Consider the following 21390-nt stretch of genomic DNA (forward strand, 5'->3'; position numbering starts at 1 on the left):
ATCAGGAAGGCAGCCGCCTGGCCTTCGCCCAGGATGTCGAGATCTGGCAGAACAAGAAGGCGTGCCTCAACCCGCTCGTGATCCCGAGCGACGGCCCCTATGGCAAGGTCCGCACCTGGTACAAGCAGTTCTACAATCCCCGAGACAAGACCCCCGACCTGCATAAACGCACCAACGGCCTGCATGTCACGCTCGACAAGCGTAGCTCGACGCAAGCCGCCTAAAACGCCGGGAAGGACTGTCGCGCTGGCGGCGGTCCTGCGGGTTTCGTAACAAAATGCCGTGCATAGCGGCCTGAGGAGGAGAGACGAGATGGCGACTTTAGCAGCAGAAGCGCAGGAATGCGTCCGATCGATGGGGCATGTCGCCCTATTCTACCCCAATGCCGAGAACGGCCCGGCTGCGGCCAAGCTGCTCAAGCTCCTTGGTTTTGTCGAAACGCAGATGCTGCCCTTCCCGAATGGCAATTTCTACCGCTTCGTAGTGCACAATCAGCATAGCGGCCGGGGCGACGGCATATTCTATCTGTCCGCTTTGCCCGCCGCGCAAGCCGCGCTGAACAAGGCCGCGCGCGAGGCGCTGGGCTATGGCACGGACAAGGAGCATGAGGCGGTCAAGGCGCTGCGCGACGCAGTTGATGCCGATCCTGAATATACCTTCCATGTCGGCACGCTCGTCGATTCCTTGGATGTGGTCGAAAAGATGACGCTCGACCTGATCGATGCGAACAAGAACGACCCCGATCTCAAGGGTCGTTTGAAGGTGACGGTGAACCGCCCGCGCCTTGGCAATGCTGAAATCGACGCGCGGCTCGACGCTTCACCCGCTTTTGGCGACGTCACGCGCTACGCCTATGGCCGCAATGGCCTTCAGCTGTTCGTGGAAACCGACCTGCTGTCGAGCGGCCAGATCGGCGATACGTTGATCCTCGAATTCGACTATGTCTGGCCCGGCTATGACAGCCACATCCTGTCGGTGGTCGAACTCTGATCCATTATTCACCCGTCTCCGTTCGCCCTGAGCCTGTCGAAGGGTGCCTCTTCGCTTAGGGAGTGGCCTTCGACGGCTCGGCCCGAACGGAGCTGCGTGATTTAAGGATCGGCAAAGATCGATAGTCGACACCCAATTCTCCCGCAGAGGGCGAGGCATGGATTTCGCGCGCCTCTCGGTGCTCTTGCGAGTCCCCCAGTCAGCCCACCATGATCAGCGTCAGATTATCCCTGCCGCCTGCCTCCAGCGCCGCCCCCATGATCGCGTTCATCTCTTCGCCGGGCGCTTCTCGCATATAGCCGGCAAGTTGGCCGTCGCTCAGTTCAGCCGTCACGCCGTCGGAACAGAGCAGGAAGCGGTCGCCGCTGCCGAGGTCTAGCGTGCATAGCTCCACTTCCACCGCATCATCGACGCCGAGCGCGCGGGTGATGACATTGGCCTGGGGATGGCGCGCGGCCTGATCGGCGTTGAGCGCCCCCGCATCCAGCAACTGCTGCACCAGGCTATGGTCGTGCGTCAGCCGCTCCAGACGGTCGTTGCGGAACCGATAGACGCGGCTGTCGCCCGCCCAGAAGATATGCGCCCGCCCTTCATCCAGCCACAGCCCTGCGACGGTGCAACCGCCATGCTGTCCGCGCTGGCGCATATGGCTGCGGATGCCGCTGTTGACGGCCTGCAACGCGCCGCCGATCGCGCCTAGGTCGATCGGACCTGCGGCATCGCACAACGCGGCCAGCGCGCGCACGGTCATCGTCGCGGCGACATCGCCGGCGTCATGCCCCCCCATGCCGTCGGCAATGGCCCAAAGCCCCCGTTCGGGCGCGTCCAGATAGCGATCCTCGTTGAGCAGGCGGACCTTTCCGACATGCGTGCGGGCAACCGAATGATGAGGCCGGCGGTCCGGATCCCGCTCCGGCGCGGCGGCGTGCATGGCGCTCATCGAGCGGCGCCTTCCTGCTGCGCGCTGGTTTCGCCATAGGCCGCGACGAAGGCGTCGTTGAGCGTCCCGGCCTCGCCCTCCAGCTCCGCCGCCAGCGCCTCGTGCCGCCTGCACGCCTCTTCCCAGCAGACTGCGGCCCTGCCCTTCAGCAGTGATCCTTGCCCTTGGGTCGCCGAAGCGATGGAGACCGGATCGAAGCTGCCGACGGCGGCGGTCAGGCTCTTCTGAAAGCCGTGGAAGGTCGCGACAAGATGTTTCTTGATGTCGCGGAAGGATGCGTTGAGCGCGTCCGGCCCCGACAAAAAGCTGGCCTCGCTGGCGAGCAGCAGGTCAATCGCGAGCCGCTGAGTGGGCGCCCATTTGAAAGGGTTGTTGTCTGCGCTGGTGATAACGGTCTGGGCCAGTTGATATTGCCCGCGCACGCGGTCGCGTTCGGCCAGCAGATCGCCGACGCCCAGCACCATCTGGCGATAGACAGCCCCCGCGCGCCGCAGGATATCCGCCGGATCTTCCGCGCTGAATTGCGCGGCCTCGATCCCAGCTCCCTCGCAAAAGGCGTCGAACATCGTGCCCGCCGTGATCGGCGGCAGGGTGGGCGCGTCGGTCCATTCGCTCGGCACATCGATGCGGTGGCCCAGCGGTGGCGTCATCAACAGCGTGCCATTTTCCGCTACGCCGCTCACCGACGCTTGCGGCGCATGATCGGCGGCCAGGCGGTACCGGCCCAGCAGGATGGATTGCGGGGGGGCGATCGGAATATCCTCGCCGATCGGCAGCCTTTCTTCGGTCGCCGCATCGAACACGCCATTCGCGCCGGTGCAGTGGAGCAGCAGCTGCCCATCTTCGACACGCATGGTGAGATGCGATCGCGAAATTTCCCGGTCGGGATCGATCATCACCCAATCGGACGCAGGATCGCGCCCGACCGTCAGCACCCCTTCCGCCAGGAATCTAGCATCGACGGGGGTGAGCGCATCATCCTTGTTGAACAGGCGGAAGATATACATCAGGCCACCTTCTTCTTCTTTTGCCCGGCCGCATCAGCCGCCGTCATGGGATCGATCCGCGTCATCAGCATTGCGCGTTCCGCATCGGCCAGCGCAGTCGCAACATTATCGTGCCGGTCCGCGAGTGAGGCCACCATGCGGTTCAGGGAGTCGAACAATCCGCCAATCTCGTCCTTGCGACGGTGCGAGATGCGAAAGGACAGATTGCCCGCCGTTACATCGTCGAGCGCGCGTCGCAGGCGGCGGAGCGGACGGCTCCAGATGCGCACGCTGGCGGCGCTGCAAATGGCGAGGACCAGCGTCACGAAGACTGCGAAACCGGCGAGCAGCAGGGTGGCGGTGCGTTGCGCCATGTCGAGCGATCCGCGTTCGATGACCACATCGACCTTGCCGAATGGCACGCCAGCATATCGCACCGGCTGGACAAAGCGGAAGCCGCCCCGCGTTTGGGTCACGGCGGACCCGGCGGCGGAGCTTAGGGGGGCTTCGGCGGTGGCCGCCTGATAGCGCGTGCCCAAAAGGCGGGGGTTGCTTGCCGCGCGTATGATGTTGCGCTCATCGGCAATGACGAGATGGCGCAGGCTAGGGTCGCTGGCGGCGGCCACGGCGAAGGCTTGCAAGGGCGCCCAATCCTGCTCCGCAGCCGGTCGTCCCGCATTTTCCGCGACATGGAGCGCCGCGTTGCGTGCGACAAAAGAGGCGATCGAGGAGCCGGAGGTCAGCGCCATCTCCTGCATGACCGCTTTTTCACGCTGCACCACGAAATCGACGCCAGTGCCAAGCGCGAGCAACGTGGAAAGCCCGAGCAAGAACGGCATGCGATAGCGCTGCATCCTTCCTTCCTGCCGCTGGTCAAGGTCGCCGGTCGCCGCGTCAAATTCGCGGCGGAGCGCCTGGGCCACCTGCGCGGCGTCGGCAAAACGCTGGTCCGGCTTCTTCGCGAGCAGCTTGCCGATTAGGAAGCGCAGCCCCTTTGGGCAATCGGGCACATGCCGCGCGATCTCCAGCGGCTGTTCCTGCGCGATCTGGATGGCGAGCGTGGCGAGCCCCGTGCCGGTGAAGGCGATTTTGCCCGTCACCATTTCATAGAGGACGACGCCGAGCGAGAAGAGGTCGGATCGCGCATCGACCGCTAGGCCAAGCGCCTGTTCGGGGCTCATATAGCGCGGCGTTCCCAGCACCGCGCCAGCCTGCGTCCGGGCGGCGTGCCGCTCCGAGGCGGCAACGTCGCGGCCATCGATGCGGGCGATGCCGAAATCGAGCAGCTTGGCCGTCTTGCCATTGTCGCAGATCAGGATGTTGGACGGCTTGATATCGCGGTGGACGACGCCCTGCTCATGGGCATAGGCAAGCGCGCTGGCGATCTGCGCGCCTAGCACCGCGACCTTGTCGGCGGTTAGGCGGCCCTGCGCCGCCAGCAGATCGTCCAGCGGAACGCCATCGACATATTCCATCGCGATATAGGGCGTGCCGTCTGCTTCGCCGACATCATAGATGGTGACGATGTTGGCGTGGCTTAACATGCCCGCCGCGCGGGATTCGCTCAGGAAACGGCGGGAAACTTCGCTGTCGGATCGAAATTCGGGCTTCAGCAGCTTGATCGCGATCGGCCGATCGATGCTGGGGTCATGCGCGCGATGAACATGCGCCATCGCCCCTTCGCCAATAGGCTCATCGATCCGGTATCGTCCGATCCAGCTCATCTCTTCGGGTCCATTCTGGCTTATCATCGCCGCGCCCTCACCATGGCCTGAAGCCGTCGCGCACGATCAAGGTCGCGCTGGATCAACGCATTGCCGGGGTCGAGCCGAAGGGCTTGGCTCAGCAGGCCGACGGCATTGCCGACCTGCCCCTTGTTAAGGGCGGTGAGACCTGCGGAGCGCATTTGGGCGGCGCGGCGAGGATCGGCGGTGCGCGGCGGGGGGGCAGGCGCCGGGGTAGCGGCGGATGGCGCAGGCTTTAATGCGGGGGCGGGCGGCGTTTCAGGACGCGGGCGGGGCGGGGGAGCCGACGCTTCCTTGGGCCGTACGCCGGGGACGCGAACCGTCTGCCCAGGCTTCAATGATCCGGGCGCAGCGACCTGATTATAGCGGGCCAGCAGGTAGAATTTCATCCGGTCGCCCAGGAAGCGTTGGGCGATACCCTGCATTGTGTCGCCCGTCTCGACCCGATAGGCGAAGTTTTGCGCACCCAGCGTCGCGACCGGATCGGCGCTGATGCTGTCCAGCAGATTGCGGGACCGAGCGTCGGCGGGATCGCGCTTCAGCATCATCTCCAGCTTCTTGCGCGCGCCCGCTTCGTCGCCCTGGTCGAGCAGGGAAACGACATCGCCCAGTTCCTGCGCGTTGCTGACCTGCTGCACCATGGCGGGCCGCGGCGCGCTGTTGCCCGGTTTGGACGCGCAACCGGCAAGGCTGATCGCCACTATGGCGATCAGTGTTGGTGCGATAATCCTCATCGGGCGATCCTTGCGTGCGGGGCTGGTCTGCCGGGCGACGGCAGGGTTTTTGGGGTGAACAGGCGGGTAATGGCCTGGCGATCGCGGGCGAAGGCCAGGAAATCGCTTTCGGGCATCGGGCGGGCGAAATGGAACCCCTGGAACAGCTGACAGCCATGACGGCGCAGCCAGATCATTTCCTCCGGGCGCTCCACTCCTTCGGCCAGCACGTTGATGCCAAGGCCGCGGCCCAACGCGATGATGGACTGGCAGATCGCCTGGCAATCGCGCCGGCTGTCCACATCCGTCACGAACTCCCGGTCGATCTTGAGCTTGTCGAAGGACAGCTTCTTCAAATAGCTGAGGCTGGAATAGCCGGTGCCGAAATCGTCGATGGAGATCGCCACGCCCAGCGCCCTTAACCGCTCGAACAGAAGGGCGGCCGTACGGGAATCGGCCATGGCGATGGTCTCCGTGAGCTCCAGCTCCAGCAGGTGGGGCGGCAGGCCGTGACGGCTGAGCGTCCGTTCAACGAGGCGGTCAAAACCATCGCGTTCGAGCTGGCGGCCCGAAACGTTGACCGCGATCTTGACGGCGGGCAGGCCGGTCGCCGACCAACTACGCGTGGCGCGGCAGGCAGCGTCAAGGACCCATGTGCCAATCTCGTCCGCTAGTCCGGCCGCTTCGGCGAGCGGAATGAACTCGGCGGGCGAAACGAACCCGCGCGTTGGATGACGCCAGCGGATAAGGGCTTCCGCGCCGCAAACCGACTGGCTGCGCGCGTCGATGAAGGGTTGGAACCACAGCTCAAACTCGCCGCTGGTAATGGCGCGGCGCAGGTCCTGTTCCAGCGCGAAATCGTAGCCTGTCGCCTGCGATAGCGCGTCGGCCGGGCTAAGCGCGCCGCTGTGCCGCGCAGCCAGAGTGGAAAAGGCGCGGGAAAGCAGCTTTTCCGCCGGGGTGGCTGCAGGATCGCATAGCATATGGCCCATGCGGATGACGGGCAGCAGTTCCTCGCCGCCGATCAATATGCGGTCCTGCAGCGCATAGGTGATCGCCTGCAACGCGGGGGCCGCCTCATTTTCCGACGCACCGGCGAACCAGAGGGCGAAGTGTGCGCGATCGACATGCGCGGCGATCCGCGTCGTCCCTGCCATCCGGGTGATCCGCTGCGCGATCTCGGCGAGGACTTGATCGGCCTTTTCCGGGTCGATGGCGCTCAGCCGGTCGAAGTCGGCAAATTCGATGATGCCCAAAATGCCGGGACCCTCGCTCATCGCCTGGATCAGCCTTTCGCGGGTCGGCAGTCCCGATACGCCATGGCGCTGCACCAGGCGCTGGGCGATCGACCGGTTGGCGTCGATGAGTTTGAGGACCCGCCCATGGACGGCGCGCCCCATGGGACAGGAGCCTCCTACGCCAAGGGAACGTCCGAGGCGGATCAGCCAGAAGCCTTCTACCGCTAAATAGGCGAGCGCCGCTACGGATAGAATGATCAGGAGAGGCAGGGCCGCTTGGCGGAAGGCCAGCAAGCCGGCGGGCAAGGCGACGCACAAAAGGAGAGCCGCCAGCCAAAAGCCCGGCCGGATTTTCCTCTCCTGCACCCTGTGACCAATGCGCGGCATGCTCACCCTTCCAGGCGATGCAGTACCGGCAATTGTGAAACAGATGATTAAAGCAGCAGTCGTGATTGCCATGAACCGCCTGATCTGGATTAGGGATCAGGGTTTGAAAGTCTATCTATCGCTGGTTCGCGCCATCCTCGTCCTCGATCCGGTAGGACAGCCAGCGCAGCGCCATCCCCGCTATGGAGGTGAGCGTCCCGGCCACGAGGCACAGGGCGAGCATGGGATCGTGTGCGCGCTTTTCCACGACACGATGCCCAGCAGAATGACGCTCAGCGTCGATATGGCATATCCGGCGGCTTTTATCGCGGCGCTTTTGATCATTTCGCTTCGTTGAATGTTTTTCTAATCATTGCTGGTTCCGAACGACCAGCGGCAATGGACGAGAGACACATCATGGATCGCATCTTCACCGCCATAGCCACGCGCATCGCCTCTGCCGCGGGTCAACCGCTGAGCTTCGCGCTGGCGCTCGGGCTCATCCTCGTCTGGGGCCTTACCGGACCCGTCTTTCAATATTCCGATACCTGGCAGCTCATCATCAACACCGGCACGACCATCATCACCTTCCTGATGGTCTTCCTGATCCAGAACAGTCAAAACCGGGACGCGGCAGCGATGCAGGCGAAGCTGGATGAGGTGATCCGGGCGCTCGATTCAGCGCGCGAGCAGTTCATCGGCATCGAGCATCGCAGCGCGGGCGAGGTGGAGGAGATCCGCGCCGCGCTGGAAAAGGAGGTCGGTGAGGAGGAGGGGAAGGCTGCGACGGCCGACGACAGCGTCGAACATGTGCTGCGGCGGACTTGAGCCGCCCGCCTATCCGAACTGCTTGATCAGCGAGGCGGTCGCGCTGTCCGCCCCTGCCTCCGCCACGATCGCATAAGCGGCGCGGGCAACGACTTCGGCTGCGCTGAGCGCTGCGGGCATCGCGCTGCTGGCCGCCGGTTCGGCGGCGGTGCTGGCAGATGTCTCGGCCGCAGCGCTGCGCGAGAAGAAACCAGCCTCGGACAGCAAGCCATCGAGCGAATGTGATGGGGCCGACACTTGCCCGATGTTCGTCCGCGCCGGGGGCGGATAGACTAAAGCCAGCTCGGGCGCTGCCGTTATAGGGGATGGTACGGTCGCCGCGCCGCTGCTGGTCTCCCCCGAAGGCGCGGTCATAGGGGCAGGCGCTATGGGCTCGGCCGTCGTCGCTGGCGGGGTGGTTGCGGTGCTGCCGCTGGAATTTTTGGCATTCCAATTGGCCCAGGCGTTGCCGTTGCTGTTGATGCTGACCACGTAAATCTCCGACCGTCCCCGCGGCAAGCCTATCGCGAGACCTCATTCCAAGCGGTGAAGGGACAGGGTCAGCGCCCCGTTAATCATCCGGTAAGGCTTAGGCGCCCAGCCACCACAATATGCCGATCAGCGACAGGGAGGCGAGCGTCGTCGTCAGCATTACCGCCCATGCGCTCAGCTCCATCGCCCATCGGCCTGCCTTGCCCGCCAGCACGAAGCTGGACGCGCCGCACGGCATCGCTGCCATCAGGATCGCGACCTTCGCCCAGAGCGGCGGGATCGGCGGCAGCATCCACAGGATCGCGGCGGTGATTAACGGCTGGACCAGCAGCTTCAGCGCGACGACGCGGCCGATCGGCCCTGGCGTAGCGGTGCGGCGGGGAAGGGCGATGAAGATGCCTATGGCCGTCAGCGCGCACGGCGCCGTCGCCTGCGCCAATGTCGCCATCAACACGTCGGCCGGGCCGGTCAGCGGTAGGCCGAGCACCGACCAGATGCAGCCTGCGACCGACAGCAGGATCAACGGGCTGCGAACGGTCGATCGCGCGGCCAGCTTCAGGCCGGTGGTAATGCCGTGGCCCTGACTGGCCGTCACCTCGCTCATGACCAGCCCGACCGTGAAGACGATGGCGGAATAGATCAGCATCGTCACGGACACTGGCGCCACCGCCTCCGGACCCCAGGCCAGTGTCGCGACCGGCAGGCCGATGAAGCCCGTATTGCTAAAACAGGCGCATAGCGCTGCGATATTCGCGTTCGCGCCCGATCGCCCAAAGTGCCGCGCGATCGCGAAGGCAAGGCCATAAGTAGCCAGCGCGCCCAGGATCACGGCGGCGAACATGCCCGGCACGGCCAGGTTGCGCGGATCCATATGCGCGATCGATCGGAAGGTGAGGATCGGCAGCGTGATCGCGATGACGAAGCGGTTCAGCACCTCGAACGCGCGGTCGCCCAATATGTCGTATCGACCGCAAATATAGCCGATCAGGATCAATCCGAAGACCGGCATTAACGCGCCGAAGATCGTCACCGCCATGGAATATACTGCCCCCAGCATGGCGGCATTTGCTGCCGCACCGCTGCGTCCCCTATGCCAAGCTGTGGGCGACGAAAACGGCTTTTTGTGCAATCGTAGATACGCCAATGACAATCAGCGGCGGGTAGGATGCGATCAACGCTTAAATTGCGCGGCGCTCGTGTCGAAGCTGCGCTGCGCCGCTTCCGCAAGGGGCAGCTGGCGGAAGGCATCGGACAATATTTCAACGCCATAGGGACCATCATAGCCCGCCTCACCCAGGGCGCGGATGAAGCCAGGGATGTCGAACTCGCCCTCGCCGCATAGCTTGCGATGCCGCATCGTGTCTTCGGTGATGCTGTCCTGCATAGCCATCATGGCGTCGCACAGTTCGGCCGCGATGATGAAACGGCCGGGCACCTGCGCGACATCCGCCACAACGCCGCCGGCGCGCACGACATGCCATATATCGATCAGCAGCCCGCCATTGGGGGCGTTCGCCGCCGCCACCATCCCTAGCGCCGCCTCCAGATTGGGCAGGCTTGAAAATGGCAGCATCTCCAGCCCCACCATCAGCCCATGGCCCGCTGCTTCTTCGCACAACTCGGCAAATTCCGCCGCAAGATCGGCGTCTTGGGGATCGTCGGGCAGAAAGGGCGGCATGACCTTCACATGCCGAGCGCCCAGCGCATCGGCGGCGCGAAACAGCTGCGCGCGCGCTGCGTCCGACTGGGCCCGCCGTTGGCCCGCCGCGAACCAGTCTATCAGGAATTCCAGCTCGACCAGATGCTGCCCCGCATCGGCCAGGCGCTGCTTCAGCGCCGCATAGCCAAGGCCACGCTCCTGCCAGGCGATAAGGTCGCCTAGCCAAAAGCCGTTCCCCGCATAGCCTGCACGCGCCGCCGCCTCGATCCGTTGCTCTAGCGGAAAGCGGCCGAGATTGTCCGGCCGGTCCGGGCGCACATCACCTGCCGTCGTCCAGCAGGTAGCGATCAGCTGCGGCGCGCCCATCGGGCCGCTCCGCTCAATCCATCCGCGGCGGTTCGATCCCGGCGTTGCGGCAGGCATAGTCGAGCAGCGCCGAATAATCCTTCGTCGCATAGTCGCCCGCACGCGCGCCGCCGAACACGGCATGGGCAGCCGCACCCATGGGCAGGCCAACGCGATTTTCCGCCGCTGCGTTCATCGCAAGGCTCAGGTCCTTGAACGCCAGGTCGATGGTGAAGCCCGGCTCCACATCGCCCTTGAGCACCTTGTTCACCATCAGCACATGGAACTGGCCATTGCGCGCGGTGGTGTTGCCGGTGACATCATGGATGGTCTGGATGTCGAGGCCGAGCTTGGTGCCAAGCGCGATCGATTCGGCGACCACCTGCGCGGTGGACAGCAGCATGAAATTGTTGATCACCTTCATGCGGCTGCCCATGCCGGGCTTGCCACAACGGAAGATGTCGGTGCCCATGGCGTTCAACGCCGGTTCGACACGCGCGAAATCGGGGTCCTCAGCGCCCACCATGAACAAAGATTCGCCCCGCTCGGCATGCAGCGCCAGGCGGCCGATGGGCGCATCGACAAAGGCGATGCCCTTGGCGCGGCAGGCTTCCGCCACGCGATCGGTGCCCTTGGCGTCGATGGTGGACAGGTCCATCAGCAATGCGCCAGCGTCGATATTCGCCAGCACGCCATCTTCACCCAGCACCACCGCCTCGACATGCTGCGTCGCGGGCAGGACGGTGATGACGATGTCCTGGCCGCGGCTGGCTTCGGCGACATTCGCCGCCTTCTTCGCGCCCAGCTCGGCAACCGTGCTCATCTTCGCGTCGTCAATGTCATAGACCGTCACCGCAAAGCCCTTGCGCTGCAGGTTCGATGACATGGGCAGGCCCATCGCGCCCAGGCCGATGAAGCCGATCTTGGTGGTCATTGTTTCTTCCTCTCAATGCCGTCTGCGCTTGCGCGACGATTCAAAAAAATCAGTGAAGTTTTTCCGCGACAACGCCCGCTTCCACAAGCGCGGTGATCTGACCTTCGGACAATCCCAGAACATCGGTCAGCACCGAACGCGTATCTTCACCCGAACGCGGTGGCGCACGGCGATAGTCGGCGGGCGTCTTGGAAAATTTCCCCGGATAGCCCAGCACCTTGACCGGCGTGCCGTCCGACCGGAGCATGTCCTTGATGACGCCGCGCGCAACGACATGCTCGTCGGCCAATATGTCGGGGATTTCGTTGACGCGTCCGCCCGGCAACTTGGCTGCTTCCATCGCCGCGATCAGATCGTCCGATTTCCATTTTGCGATGGCAGGCCGCATCTCGTCCTGCAACGCCTTGCGGTTGGGCGAGCGATGGCCATTGTCGATGAAGCGCGGATCGTCGGGCAGGTCGGGGCGGCCGATCAGTTCGCAGAAGCTGCGGAACTGCCGGTCATTGCCCAGCGCCACCAATATGTCGCCATCGGAACAGGAGAAATCCTGATAGGGCACGGTATTGGGGTGTTCATTGCCCAGCCGGCGGGGGATCATGCCGCCGTTCAGATAGTTGGAAGCCTGGTTGGCGAGCAGCGACACCTGCGTGTCCAGCAGCGCCATGTCGATATGCTGGCCTTCCCCAGTGCGGTCGCGATGCGCGAGCGCGGCGAGGATGGAAATGGCCGAATAAAGGCCCGTCACCAGATCGCTGATCGGAATGCCGACCTTCATCGGGCCGCCGCCTGCCTCATCGTCGGGACGGCCGGTGATCGACATGAGACCGCTCATCCCCTGGATCAGGAAGTCATAGCCGCCCCGATCCTTATAGGGGCCATCCTGGCCAAAGCCGGTGATCGAACAATAGATGAGCTTCGGATTGATCTTGGACAGAGAGGCGTAGTCGAGGCCATATTTGTTGAGCCCGTCGACACGGAAATTCTCCACGACGATGTCCGCGTCTAGCGCGATCTGCCGGATCAACTCCGCGCCGCGCGGGTCGGCGAGGTTGATCGCGACCGACTGCTTGTTGCGGTTGGCGCACAGATAATAGGCCGCGTCCTTGGACCCGTCGTCGAGGAAAGGAGGTCCCCAGCGGCGCGTGTCGTCGCCCTGTCCGGGCTGTTCGATCTTGATGACCTCCGCGCCCAGGTCGCCCAATATTTGCGTCGTCCACGGTCCGGCCAGCACGCGGGACAGATCGAGGACTTTGATCCCGGCGAGCGGCCCGGTGGGCGTCTGCTTGTCGCTCACTTGTTCTGGAACTCCGGCGCGCGCTTGCCGAGGAAGGCGGCGATCGCTTCATGATGGTCTTCGGTATAATGGGCGAGCGACTGATAACCCGCCGCCATTTCCAGCAGCGTTGGCAGCTTCATGTCCGCCCCTTCGCGCATCAGCCGCTTGGCCATCCGGGTGGCGTGGCCCGGATTAGCGGCGATCTTGCCCGCCAGTTCCAGCGCCCGGTCCATCAGCTTGTCGGCGGGCAGCACTTCGGCGACCAGGCCATATTCCAGCGCGGTCGCGGCGTTGATCGCTTCGCCGGTCAGCGTCATGATATTGGCGCGCTGCGGCCCGATCAGGCGCGGCAACAACCATCCGCCGCCACCGCCCGGAATGATGCCGAGCTTCACATAGCTTTCCGCCACGACGGCCGTGTCCGCCATCAGGCGGATGTCGCACATGCAGGAAATGTCGAGGCCCAGGCCGATCGCCGGGCCGTTGATCGCGGCGATGATGGGCACTTCCAGTTCGTGGATCGCCGGTCCGATCATCTGCACGCTGGTGCGGTAGGAATTCCGGATCTCATAGGGCGAGCCGCCGAACATGCCCGATCGTTCGGCCATATATTTGACGTTGCCGCCCGCGCTGAACGCCTTGCCATTGCCGGTCAGGACGATCGCCCGAACCGATGTGTCGCGCACCATGTGGCGGCAGAAATCGACGATTTCCTCGCTATGCGCGACCTCGGTGATGGTGTTGCGTTCATCGGGGCGGTTGAAACGGGCGATGACGACGGGGCCGTCGCGCTCGACGAGAAGGAACGGTTCCAAGCGGACTCTCCCAATGCAGGATGAAATGACGGGGCACGCTAGGCGCGCGCCCTGCGCCAAGCTAATATTGATTTTCGTTTATCCGATATATGGAAGCTATCATGGAACTGCGTCAGCTTCGCTACTTTGTCATGCTTGCCGAAACGGGCAATTTCCACCGTGCGGCCGAGCGGCTGAATATGTCGCAGCCGCCGCTGACGGTCGCCATCCGCAAGCTGGAGGACGAATTGGGCGCGGCGCTGTTCGTGCGAAGTGCGCGCGGCGTGACGCTGACGGCGGCGGGCCGCGCCTCGCTGGAGATGGCGCGGGCTACGCTGGCGCAGGCCGATCGCTTTCGGGAAGCCGCGCGAGAAGGGGCTGCTGGGGAAAGGGGGCGGCTGCGCGTTGGCTTTGTCGGCTCGGCGACCTTCGAACTGCTGCCGCGCCTCATTACGGAATATCGCCGACGCTATCCTGCCGTCGAACTGGTGCTGGAGGAAGCGACAAGCATGGAAATCGCGCGCAAGCTGGCTGCGGGCGAATTGGACGTTGGGCTGGTGCGCCTGCCGCTGCTTCAGATCGCGGCCGTGGACACGCAGGTGATCGACCCGGACGAACTATATGCCGCGCTCCCAGAGGGCAGCCCCTTCGCCGACGCGGAAAGCGTGGAGTTGAGCGATCTCGCCGCGCAGCCCTTCATCCTGCAAAGCCGCATCAGCGTGCTGCATTCGATCACGCTGACCGCCTGCCAAAAGGCCGGGTTCATGCCCATCGTCGCGCAGGAAGCCGCGCAGCTCAGCGCCGTTCTCGCCCTCGTCCGCTCGGGCCTCGGCGTGGCGCTCGTCCCTTCCCGCGCCGCAGGATCGGTTCCGCAGGGCGTCCGCCTGGTCCACCTCGCCAGCCCGGTGCCCGTCCTGACCGGCGTCGCCCTGCCGCGCGACACGCCCAGCCCGCTCGCTCAAAACTTCGCCGCGATCGCATCCAATAGCGACTAACTATCAAATTGCGCCAATTCGATATTGGACACTTCTCCCGCAAAACGCGATCAGTTCGCCACTCATTGATGGTTTCACGAGGCCGGCTTGTTCGAAACATTGACCCTTTCCGCCCTGCCGCCCGAGGATGAGGCGATCCGCCCCGCCCTGCGCGCTCTGATCGACGAAGCCATCGCCGAGCTGCCCGTCAGCCGCCGCGCTCGCTCCTGGCAGGGTTTCGACGCCTCTTTCAGCCGAAAATTGGGCCAGGCCGGCTATCTCGGCCTGTCTCTGCCCAAGGAATATGGTGGCATGGGTCGCGGCCCCTTCACCCGCTTCGTTGTGGTGGAAGAACTGCTGTCGGCTGGCGCTCCCGTCGCCGGGCACTGGATCGCCGACCGCCAGAGCGGCCCGCTGATCCTGCATTACGGCACGGAGGAACAGCGCCGCTTTTACCTGCCCCGCATCTCGAAGGGCGAAGCGCTCTTCTGCATCGGCATGAGCGAGCCAGGCTCCGGTTCAGACCTCGCCAGCGTCCGCACCCGCGCCGAACAGCAGGCAGACGGTAGTTGGCTGCTCAACGGCCAGAAGATCTGGACCACCAACGCGATGCATGGCGATTATATGATCGCCTTGGTGCGCACATCGGGCACCAGCGCCGACCGGCAACAGGGCCTGTCCCAGCTGATCGTCGATCTCAAAGCGCCCGGCGTCATTATCCGTCCGATCGTTGACCTGACCGGCGACGCGCATTTCGCCGAAGTCTTTTTCGAAGATGTTCGTCTCGCCCCCGACGCCCTGATCGGTTCGGAAGGGCAGGGGTGGAAGCAGGTGACCGCGGAGCTTGCGTTCGAGCGCAGCGGACCGGAGCGCATTTATTCCTCCGTAGTGTTAATCGATGCCTGGGTGCGTCATCTCGAAGCGGTTGGGCGGAAGGACAGCGCCACGCTGCGCCTCGTCGGATCCCTGATGGCGCAGCAGGCGGTGCTGCGCGAAATGTCGCTCGCCGTGACCGCGCGGTTGGTGGCGGGCGAGAGCCCGGTTGTCGAAGCCTCGCTGATGAAGGATCTCGGCACCAGTTTCGAGCAGGCGGTGCCCCAGCTGATCGGGGATGACCTGGCTGCCAACCCGGATGAGCCGGTCGATCCGGAACTCTACCGCACCTTACTTTATGTGACCTATGCCGCGCCCAGCTTCTCGCTGCGCGGCGGCACGCGTGAAATCCTGCGCGGCATCATCGCCCGCGGCCTTGGCCTGCGCTGAAGGGAGCCACTCCATGGACATGTCCGAACTGATCGATCCCTTCGCCCGCTTGATCGAAGATATCTGCACCCCCGCCGCGATCCGCGAGATTGAACAGGGCGGCGATACCGCAGCGATGTGGAAGGCTTTCCTGGAATCCGGCTTCCTTGACGCCTTGGTCGCCGAGGAATCCGGCGGCGCTGGCCTGTCGCTGAGCGACGCCGCCTCGCTGATCGCGCTGCTCGGCCGCCATGCCGTGCCGCTGCCGGTCGGCGATACGATGGTCGCCCGCGCGCTGCTCGCCGCTGCTGGCGTCGAAGCGCCCGAAGGGCCGATCGCCATCGCCACCGGCGCGGGCGCTGCGCCTTTCGCCGCCGTGGCTACCCACATCCTCTCCGGCGCGCCCGACGCGCCGGTAGTGACGCCAGCGAACGTCGAACCGACGGGCGTGCCACATGACGGCGGGGCCTATGTGAGCGGGCTCGACGGCAAGGCCCTGCGCCCGATCGCTGCCGCGCTGCGCGCGCTGCTGATCTCCGGTGCGGCGGAGCGCGTGATGGAAATGACCGTCGCCTACGCCAATGAACGCGTCCAGTTCGGCAAGCCGATCGGCAAGCAGCAGGCCGTGCAGCAGCAGCTGTCCGTCCTCGCCGAGCAGGCCGTCGCCGCTCGCATCGCCGCCGCGATCGGCGCTCGGGCGGGGTTGCGGCCGAAGCTCGTGGACGCTGCCATCGCAAAGCATGGCACGAGCCTTGCCGCAGGACAGATCGCCGCAATCGCTCATGCCGTCCATGGTGCGATCGGCATTAGCGAGGAATATGACCTGCAACTGTTGACCCGCCGTCTGCATGGCTGGCGCCTGGCGGACGGATCGGAAGGCTATTGGGCTGGGGTGCTTGGGGAGTTGCGCATGGCGGAGCCTGCCAAGCCAACTGCTGATTTCATTCGGGGCGCCTGATCGCAAGCTCCCGACGCAAGGGGTTGTCGCGTGTTGGTCTAGGGCGCTAAGAGGCGCAGCCAGCAGCCCTGGGCTGCGCCCTAACAGATGATCCGTGCGGCGCAGCGCTTGAGGTAGAGGACCATATTCGCATGACCATTTCGACGCCCTATCCCATCATCGACGGTCAGGAACGCAAGCAGGGTTCGCTCGGGACGATGCCGCTGGTCAATCCCTCGACCGAGGAAGTGATCGCGAACATCCCGAATTGCGGCGCGGAAGAAGCGCTTGAGGCTGCGCGCCTGTCGGTTGAGGGCTTTGCGCAATGGTCGGCGATGGCGCCTTTCGACCGCAGCAAAATCATGCGCCGCGCCGCCGACCAGATGCGCGCTGAGGTTGAAGAAGCCGCTGCCGAGATGACTCGCGAGAGCGGCAAGCCGCTGGTGCAGGCGCGGGGCGAATGGATGGCGTCGGCCGATCTGCTCGATTGGTTTGCCGAAGAAGGACGCCGCGCCTATGGCCGCCTGATCCCCACCCGGGCGAGCGACATGCGTTGGGCCGTGCACCGTCGCCCGGTCGGCCCGGTCGCTGCCTTCACGCCCTGGAATTTCCCCGCCTGGACGGTGATGCAGAAGGTTGCCCCGGCGCTGGCCGCTGGCTGTTCGGTAGTCCTGAAATGTGCGGAGGAGACTCCAAGCTCTGGCTGGCGCATCGTCGGCGCCCTGCTCGCCGCCGGTCTCCCCCCGCGCGCGTTGAGCGTCATTTGGGGCGACGCGCCCGCAATCTCTGCTGCGCTCTGCGCCGCGCCCGAAATTCACAAGGTGACGCTGACCGGCTCGACCCGCGTCGGCCGCATTCTGGCGAGCGCCGCCGGGCAGCACCTTAAGAAGGTGACGATGGAGTTGGGTGGCCATAATCCGGTGATCATCGCGCGGGATGTGGACTTGAACACGGTTGTGCCGCTGGCGGCCGAGTTCAAGTTCCGCAACGGCGGCCAGGTATGCGTGTCGCCGACCCGCTTCCTCGTCGAAAAGCCGATCTATGCCGAGTTCGTCGCGGGCGTCGCCGAAGCGGCAAGCAAGCTGCGCGTCGGCGACGGTATGGATGCGGACACGCAGATGGGTCCGCTCGCCACCGCGGGGCAGCTGTCAAAGATCGAGGCATTGGCCGCCGACGCCGTGCAGCGTGGCGCAAAGATCGAAACGGGTGGATCGCGGATCGGCAACCGCGGCTATTTCTTCCAGCCGACCGTGCTGTCGGGCATGACGCCTGAAATGGATGCGATGAACGAGGAACCCTTCGGCCCGCTGATGCTAGTGATGCCGGTCGATGACATCGACGCCGCGCTGACCGAAGCCAATCGTCTGCCCTATGGTCTGGCTTCCTATGCCTTCACCAACAGTCTGAGCACGGAGCGCAAGATCTCAGAGCGCATCAATGCAGGCATGCTGGGCCTCAACCATTATGCCATGGCGATGCCCGAAACGCCCTTCGGCGGCGTGGGCGACAGCGGCATGGGCTCCGAAGGTGGTATCGAAGGCATGGACGCCTATCTGCGCCCCTTCTTGGTGACGGCGAAGATCGTCTGAACATCAATCAGCCGCTATAATAGACTTACGTCGGCCCTCCTCCGCCTCCTGACAAGGAGGTGAAGGATAAGCTACTTGGCGCGGCATCTTTCGCCGCCGCCTTCGCATCAGGAAATCGTCAGTTGTTCCGCGCGCCTTCCTGCATGGGAGTGCGGGGATCCTTTACGCATGTCCGTTTGACGTCTTTCGCTATAATCGGCTTGACTAGGAAACTGATAAGTTTACCAACGAGACAAAGAAAGATGAGGAGGAGAGGACGTCATGAGCGATTCTCAAGTTATGGGTGCGAGCCCTAGCCCAGCGCTTCCGGCCACAATGCCGCTGGCCCGCGTGCATGGTGCGGGGGACATGCGCATCGACCAAGTGGAAGTGCCGGCAATCGGGCCGTATGATGTACTGGTGCGCGTGGGCGCAGCGGGTGTTTGCGGCAGCGACCTCGGCTATGTCGCCGCAGGGAATATGGGCGGTGCGCCACTTACTGAACCTTTGCCGCTTGGACATGAATTTGCCGGCATCGTCGAGCAGGTAGGAGCCGAGGTGCGCGACATAGCGCCGGGTCAACGCTGCGCCGTCAACCCCGATAGCGGGCTTATCGGCGGTGGCGGGCCGGGCGCGTTCGCCCCGTTCATCCTGGTGGAGAATGCGCGCCTCGGCTTGGAGATTTGTCCCATCCCAGACAGTCTGCTGCTGGAAAAAGCCGCTCTGGCAGAACCATTGTCGGTGGCGATGCACGGCCTGAACATCGGCCGGGTTGAGCCGGGGGATAAGGTCGTGGTCCTGGGCGCGGGTCCAATCGGCCTATGTACCGTCATCTGCCTTCGCCATCGGGGCATAAGCGACATCCTGATCGCGGATCTGTGCGACGCCCGGCTGGAACGGGCGCGCCAGCTTGAGGCGAGCGTTACCGTCAATCCGTCGTGCGAGTCGTTGGGCCATGCCGTCGGCCAAGCGCATGGAACAGGGGAGCGGTATGGTCTGCCCTTCGTGGGCAGCGATGTCATCATCGATGCGGCAGGGTCGCAAGAGGCCCTAGGTGAATTACTGGAACTGGCGAAATATCAGTCCCGTGTGGTCATCGTCGCGCTACATAAAAAGCCGATGCCCATCAATCTTTGGAAGATGATGGCCAATGAGTTCAGCATTTCCGGGTCGATCGCGAGTGATCGGGCGGAAGAGTTCAACGAGTGCGTGAAAATGCTGGCTGACGGAAAGGTGAATGTCGATCCGCTGATCAGCCATCGGATCGATTTCAACCAGCTGGACGAAGCTTTCCGAACCGCCGCAGATCCGGAGGCGTCGGCCAAGGTGATCGTCACTTTTCCACAAGTCGCGTGAGAGGCGGGCATAACCGCTCCACAATCCAGAGGATTTAAACATGAGTGAAGTTCAGCTGCGCGAGCTGCAGGAAATCCGTATCGACGACATGGCCGACCCGGTGGTCACCCCCGCGATCCTTGCCGCCCGCAACGGGCCTGCGAATGTGCCTGATCGAATGACGGTGGAAGAGGTGCTTGCCAGCGCGATCGTCCAAGCGGGCGGCCTGGATGATTTTGGCGACGATCAAAGCTTTCGTGAGCGCATGGCGGTGACGCTGCAGGCGTGGGACGAGGATGAGGGCCTTACCCGTGGGGCACGGATCACGCTGCTGAACCATCTCGTCCGCGTCATGGTAAATCGTCTTCATATAGAGGATCTGGTCAAGCGGCATCCGGAGATATTAGAGATTGAGATCGATCGGCCGCTGTTCATCGCTGGCCTGCCGCGTTCGGGCACTACCCATCTGGTCAACTGGCTGTCGCGGGACGAGCGGCTGCGATCGCTTACGCTGTGGGAATCGGAGGAGCCGGTTCAGCTGCGCGATCTTGCACCGGGCGAAGTCGATCCCCGCGCTGTGCGCAGCGCCGAATTTTGGAGCGCGTTCGAGGCGATGTTGCCGCACATGGCGGCGATGCACGGGATGGACGCAGCGTCCATCCATGAGGACAATGAACTGCTCTACATGGATCTCAACTGCTATAGTTGGGAGTTCCAGTCACGGATCCCCCGCTGGATCGACTATTATTTCGCGCACGACCGCACGCCCAGCTACGCCTATGAAAAGAAGGTGCTGCAGGTCCTGACATGGCATCGCGGACCTAACCGCTGGTTGTTGAAATCGCCGCAGCACATGGAAAATCTGGCGGCAATCAAGACGGTTTTCCCCGATGCCACGATGGTCATCACCCATCGCGATCCCATCGCGGTGCTGCGGTCGCTGACTACCATGCTGGGCTATAGTGATCGCATCCGCCGCGATCCGGTGGACCCGCCCGCCCTCGCCCAGCTTTGGCTCGACCGCATAGAAAGGTTGCTGCGCGCTTGCGTTGATCAGCGCGAGGCATGGGGTCCTGATCAGTCGGCCGACATCCTGTTCCATGAATATATGGCCGATCAGGAGCGCGTGATGCGGCGGGTTTACAATCTTGCGGGGCTGGAACTGACATCGGAGGTCGAGGCTCAGCTGCTCGGCTATCTGGACGAAAATCCTCGCAACAAACATGGCAAGGTTGTCTATGATCTCGAAGGCGTATTCGGTCTGAACGAGGCCGCCGCGCGTGAGCGGTTCGCCTTTTATTATGAGCGTTTTCCTGTGAGGCATGAGGTCTAAGGTGGAGGCTGACAGCTCTGCTATCCCGGCGCCGATCGGCCGTGCGGACCAGACGCTCGCAAAAAAGCGCCGCCTGCTGCAGATCGCGCGCGAAGAATTTATCCGGCAGGGCTATCGCGCCGTCACCATGGATGCGATCGCTCAGGCGGCGGGGGTGTCCAAGCGCACACTCTATCTTTGGCATGAGGATAAGGCTGCGCTTTTTCGAGCCTGTCTTAACGCCGGGGTTGAGCGCTTTCCCTTGGCGCAGTTCAGCGATGCCGCTGAGCCAGAGTCCGACCTGCGTGCGTTCGGCGTTGCCCTGCTCCAGGAATTCACTCGCCCATCGACTGTTGGCATGGCCCGGCTGTTGATGCGCGAGGCTCATGAGTTCAGCGAATTTGGGCCGCTGATCCGGCAAAGTCGGGATGACTATCTCGCGCGGCCTCTTGCCGAGTATCTGGTGCGGACAGGTATTTCAAAAAGGGACAGCGGCAGCGCCGCCATGCTCCTTTTATCGATGATATTAGCGCCCGTTCACAACGCCCTGCTGGTTGATGATGCGTTGCCGGACGAGCAGCAATGCAGACTGCACGTCGAAATAGCGGTGCGCACCTTTATGCGCGGGACAGAGAGAGGTGCCAATGCGGCGGCGGCTTGACCAAAGGAAGCGCGGTTGCTATCGCAAGTGAGTGTTTACTTACTTATCCGCTTTTGAGTCGGAGAGGGATGGAAG

The 21390-nt window shown here is 63.8% G+C and carries 21 protein-coding genes and 1 pseudogene; 11 read left to right on the plus strand and 11 right to left on the minus strand.

Annotated elements, in window-relative coordinates:
- Positions 1-224: pseudogene (locus ACFO3E_RS09795) on the plus strand (Rieske 2Fe-2S domain-containing protein); the annotation flags it as partial.
- A gap of 88 nt (positions 225-312) precedes the next feature.
- Positions 313-990: a hypothetical protein gene (locus ACFO3E_RS09800; protein WP_066530716.1), complete on the plus strand. Its 678-nt coding sequence runs from the start codon at positions 313-315 to the stop codon at positions 988-990.
- 199 nt (positions 991-1189) lie between these two features.
- Here the strand turns inward: ACFO3E_RS09800 and ACFO3E_RS09805 are convergent, their stop codons facing one another.
- The 5 genes from ACFO3E_RS09805 to ACFO3E_RS09825 are packed head-to-tail and all read right to left on the minus strand — an operon-like array spanning position 1190 to position 6999.
- Positions 1190-1930 carry a PP2C family protein-serine/threonine phosphatase gene (locus ACFO3E_RS09805; RefSeq protein WP_082919743.1) on the minus strand — a complete coding sequence of 247 codons (741 nt, stop codon included), beginning with the start codon at positions 1928-1930 and terminating at the stop codon, positions 1190-1192.
- Entirely contained in the window at positions 1927-2937 is a 1011-nt protein-coding gene (locus ACFO3E_RS09810) for a type VI secretion system-associated FHA domain protein (protein WP_066530718.1), read from the minus strand. The genes ACFO3E_RS09805 and ACFO3E_RS09810 overlap by 4 nt, the downstream gene beginning before the upstream one ends.
- Entirely contained in the window at positions 2937-4640 is a 1704-nt protein-coding gene (locus tag ACFO3E_RS09815) for a serine/threonine-protein kinase (protein ID WP_066531674.1), read from the minus strand. The genes ACFO3E_RS09810 and ACFO3E_RS09815 overlap by 1 nt, the downstream gene beginning before the upstream one ends.
- 23 nt (positions 4641-4663) lie before the next feature.
- Complete coding sequence (locus tag ACFO3E_RS09820; protein ID WP_066530721.1) at positions 4664-5395, minus strand: LysM peptidoglycan-binding domain-containing protein; 732 nt, start codon at positions 5393-5395, stop codon at positions 4664-4666.
- The gene (locus ACFO3E_RS09825; RefSeq protein WP_197486352.1) at positions 5392-6999 is read right to left on the minus strand and encodes a putative bifunctional diguanylate cyclase/phosphodiesterase; all 1608 of its coding nucleotides are present in this window, start codon (positions 6997-6999) and stop codon (positions 5392-5394) included. Before ACFO3E_RS09825 ends, ACFO3E_RS09820 begins: the two co-directional genes overlap by 4 nt.
- Here ACFO3E_RS09825 and ACFO3E_RS09830 point away from each other — a divergent pair.
- Together ACFO3E_RS09830 and ACFO3E_RS09835 are read left to right on the plus strand one after the other, a co-directional pair.
- Positions 6989-7336, plus strand: coding sequence for a hypothetical protein (locus ACFO3E_RS09830; protein WP_380804261.1), 348 nt, complete (start codon positions 6989-6991; stop codon positions 7334-7336). The two genes, ACFO3E_RS09825 and ACFO3E_RS09830, sit on opposite strands and share 11 nt — an antisense overlap.
- A gap of 59 nt (positions 7337-7395) precedes the next feature.
- A complete protein-coding gene (locus ACFO3E_RS09835) occupies positions 7396-7806 on the plus strand; it encodes a low affinity iron permease family protein (protein WP_066531675.1) in 411 nt (136 codons plus the stop codon).
- Positions 7807-7815: 9 nt separating this feature from the next.
- Here ACFO3E_RS09835 and ACFO3E_RS09840 read toward each other — a convergent pair whose 3' ends face one another.
- The 6 genes from ACFO3E_RS09840 to ACFO3E_RS09865 form a co-directional block, all read right to left on the minus strand.
- Positions 7816-8277 carry a hypothetical protein gene (locus ACFO3E_RS09840; RefSeq protein ID WP_066530730.1) on the minus strand — a complete coding sequence of 154 codons (462 nt, stop codon included), beginning with the start codon at positions 8275-8277 and terminating at the stop codon, positions 7816-7818.
- Between the two features lie 97 nt (positions 8278-8374).
- Positions 8375-9334 (minus strand): AEC family transporter, encoded by a 960-nt coding sequence (locus tag ACFO3E_RS09845; protein WP_082919746.1) that lies wholly within the window; start codon positions 9332-9334, stop codon positions 8375-8377.
- 114 nt (positions 9335-9448) lie between these two features.
- Positions 9449-10303, minus strand: a complete 855-nt coding sequence (locus tag ACFO3E_RS09850; protein WP_066531677.1) for a sugar phosphate isomerase/epimerase family protein — start codon at positions 10301-10303, stop codon at positions 9449-9451.
- Between the two features lie 13 nt (positions 10304-10316).
- Entirely contained in the window at positions 10317-11216 is a 900-nt protein-coding gene (locus ACFO3E_RS09855; protein ID WP_066530733.1) for an NAD(P)-dependent oxidoreductase, read from the minus strand.
- A 49-nt stretch (positions 11217-11265) separates the two neighbouring features.
- A complete protein-coding gene (locus ACFO3E_RS09860) occupies positions 11266-12510 on the minus strand; it encodes a CaiB/BaiF CoA transferase family protein (RefSeq protein WP_066530736.1) in 1245 nt (414 codons plus the stop codon).
- Entirely contained in the window at positions 12507-13307 is an 801-nt protein-coding gene (locus ACFO3E_RS09865) for a crotonase/enoyl-CoA hydratase family protein (RefSeq protein WP_066530738.1), read from the minus strand. Before ACFO3E_RS09865 ends, ACFO3E_RS09860 begins: the two co-directional genes overlap by 4 nt.
- Before the next feature lie 101 nt (positions 13308-13408).
- On the opposite strand from ACFO3E_RS09865, the gene ACFO3E_RS09870 reads away from it, so the two are divergent.
- The 7 genes from ACFO3E_RS09870 (at position 13409) to ACFO3E_RS09900 (ending at position 21315) form a co-directional block, all read left to right on the plus strand.
- Positions 13409-14281 (plus strand): LysR family transcriptional regulator, encoded by an 873-nt coding sequence (locus ACFO3E_RS09870; protein WP_066531679.1) that lies wholly within the window; start codon positions 13409-13411, stop codon positions 14279-14281.
- A 99-nt stretch (positions 14282-14380) separates the two neighbouring features.
- Positions 14381-15523, plus strand: a complete 1143-nt coding sequence (locus ACFO3E_RS09875) for an acyl-CoA dehydrogenase family protein (RefSeq protein WP_380804267.1) — start codon at positions 14381-14383, stop codon at positions 15521-15523.
- A gap of 13 nt (positions 15524-15536) precedes the next feature.
- Positions 15537-16460, plus strand: a complete 924-nt coding sequence (locus ACFO3E_RS09880; RefSeq protein WP_066530742.1) for an acyl-CoA dehydrogenase family protein — start codon at positions 15537-15539, stop codon at positions 16458-16460.
- A 131-nt stretch (positions 16461-16591) separates the two neighbouring features.
- The gene (locus tag ACFO3E_RS09885; protein ID WP_066530746.1) at positions 16592-18028 is read left to right on the plus strand and encodes an NAD-dependent succinate-semialdehyde dehydrogenase; all 1437 of its coding nucleotides are present in this window, start codon (positions 16592-16594) and stop codon (positions 18026-18028) included.
- Between the two features lie 261 nt (positions 18029-18289).
- Positions 18290-19363, plus strand: a complete 1074-nt coding sequence (locus ACFO3E_RS09890) for a zinc-dependent alcohol dehydrogenase (protein ID WP_380804270.1) — start codon at positions 18290-18292, stop codon at positions 19361-19363.
- A 40-nt stretch (positions 19364-19403) separates the two neighbouring features.
- Positions 19404-20675 carry a sulfotransferase family protein gene (locus tag ACFO3E_RS09895; protein WP_197486353.1) on the plus strand — a complete coding sequence of 424 codons (1272 nt, stop codon included), beginning with the start codon at positions 19404-19406 and terminating at the stop codon, positions 20673-20675.
- On the plus strand, positions 20665-21315 hold the full coding sequence (locus ACFO3E_RS09900) for a TetR/AcrR family transcriptional regulator (protein ID WP_380804272.1): 651 nt from the start codon (positions 20665-20667) through the stop codon (positions 21313-21315). Before ACFO3E_RS09895 ends, ACFO3E_RS09900 begins: the two co-directional genes overlap by 11 nt.
- The last annotated feature ends 75 nt before the right edge of the window (positions 21316-21390 follow it).

The sequence above is a fragment of the Sphingobium tyrosinilyticum genome (assembly GCF_042654265.1).
Taxonomy (GTDB): Bacteria; Pseudomonadota; Alphaproteobacteria; order Sphingomonadales; family Sphingomonadaceae; genus Sphingobium; species Sphingobium tyrosinilyticum.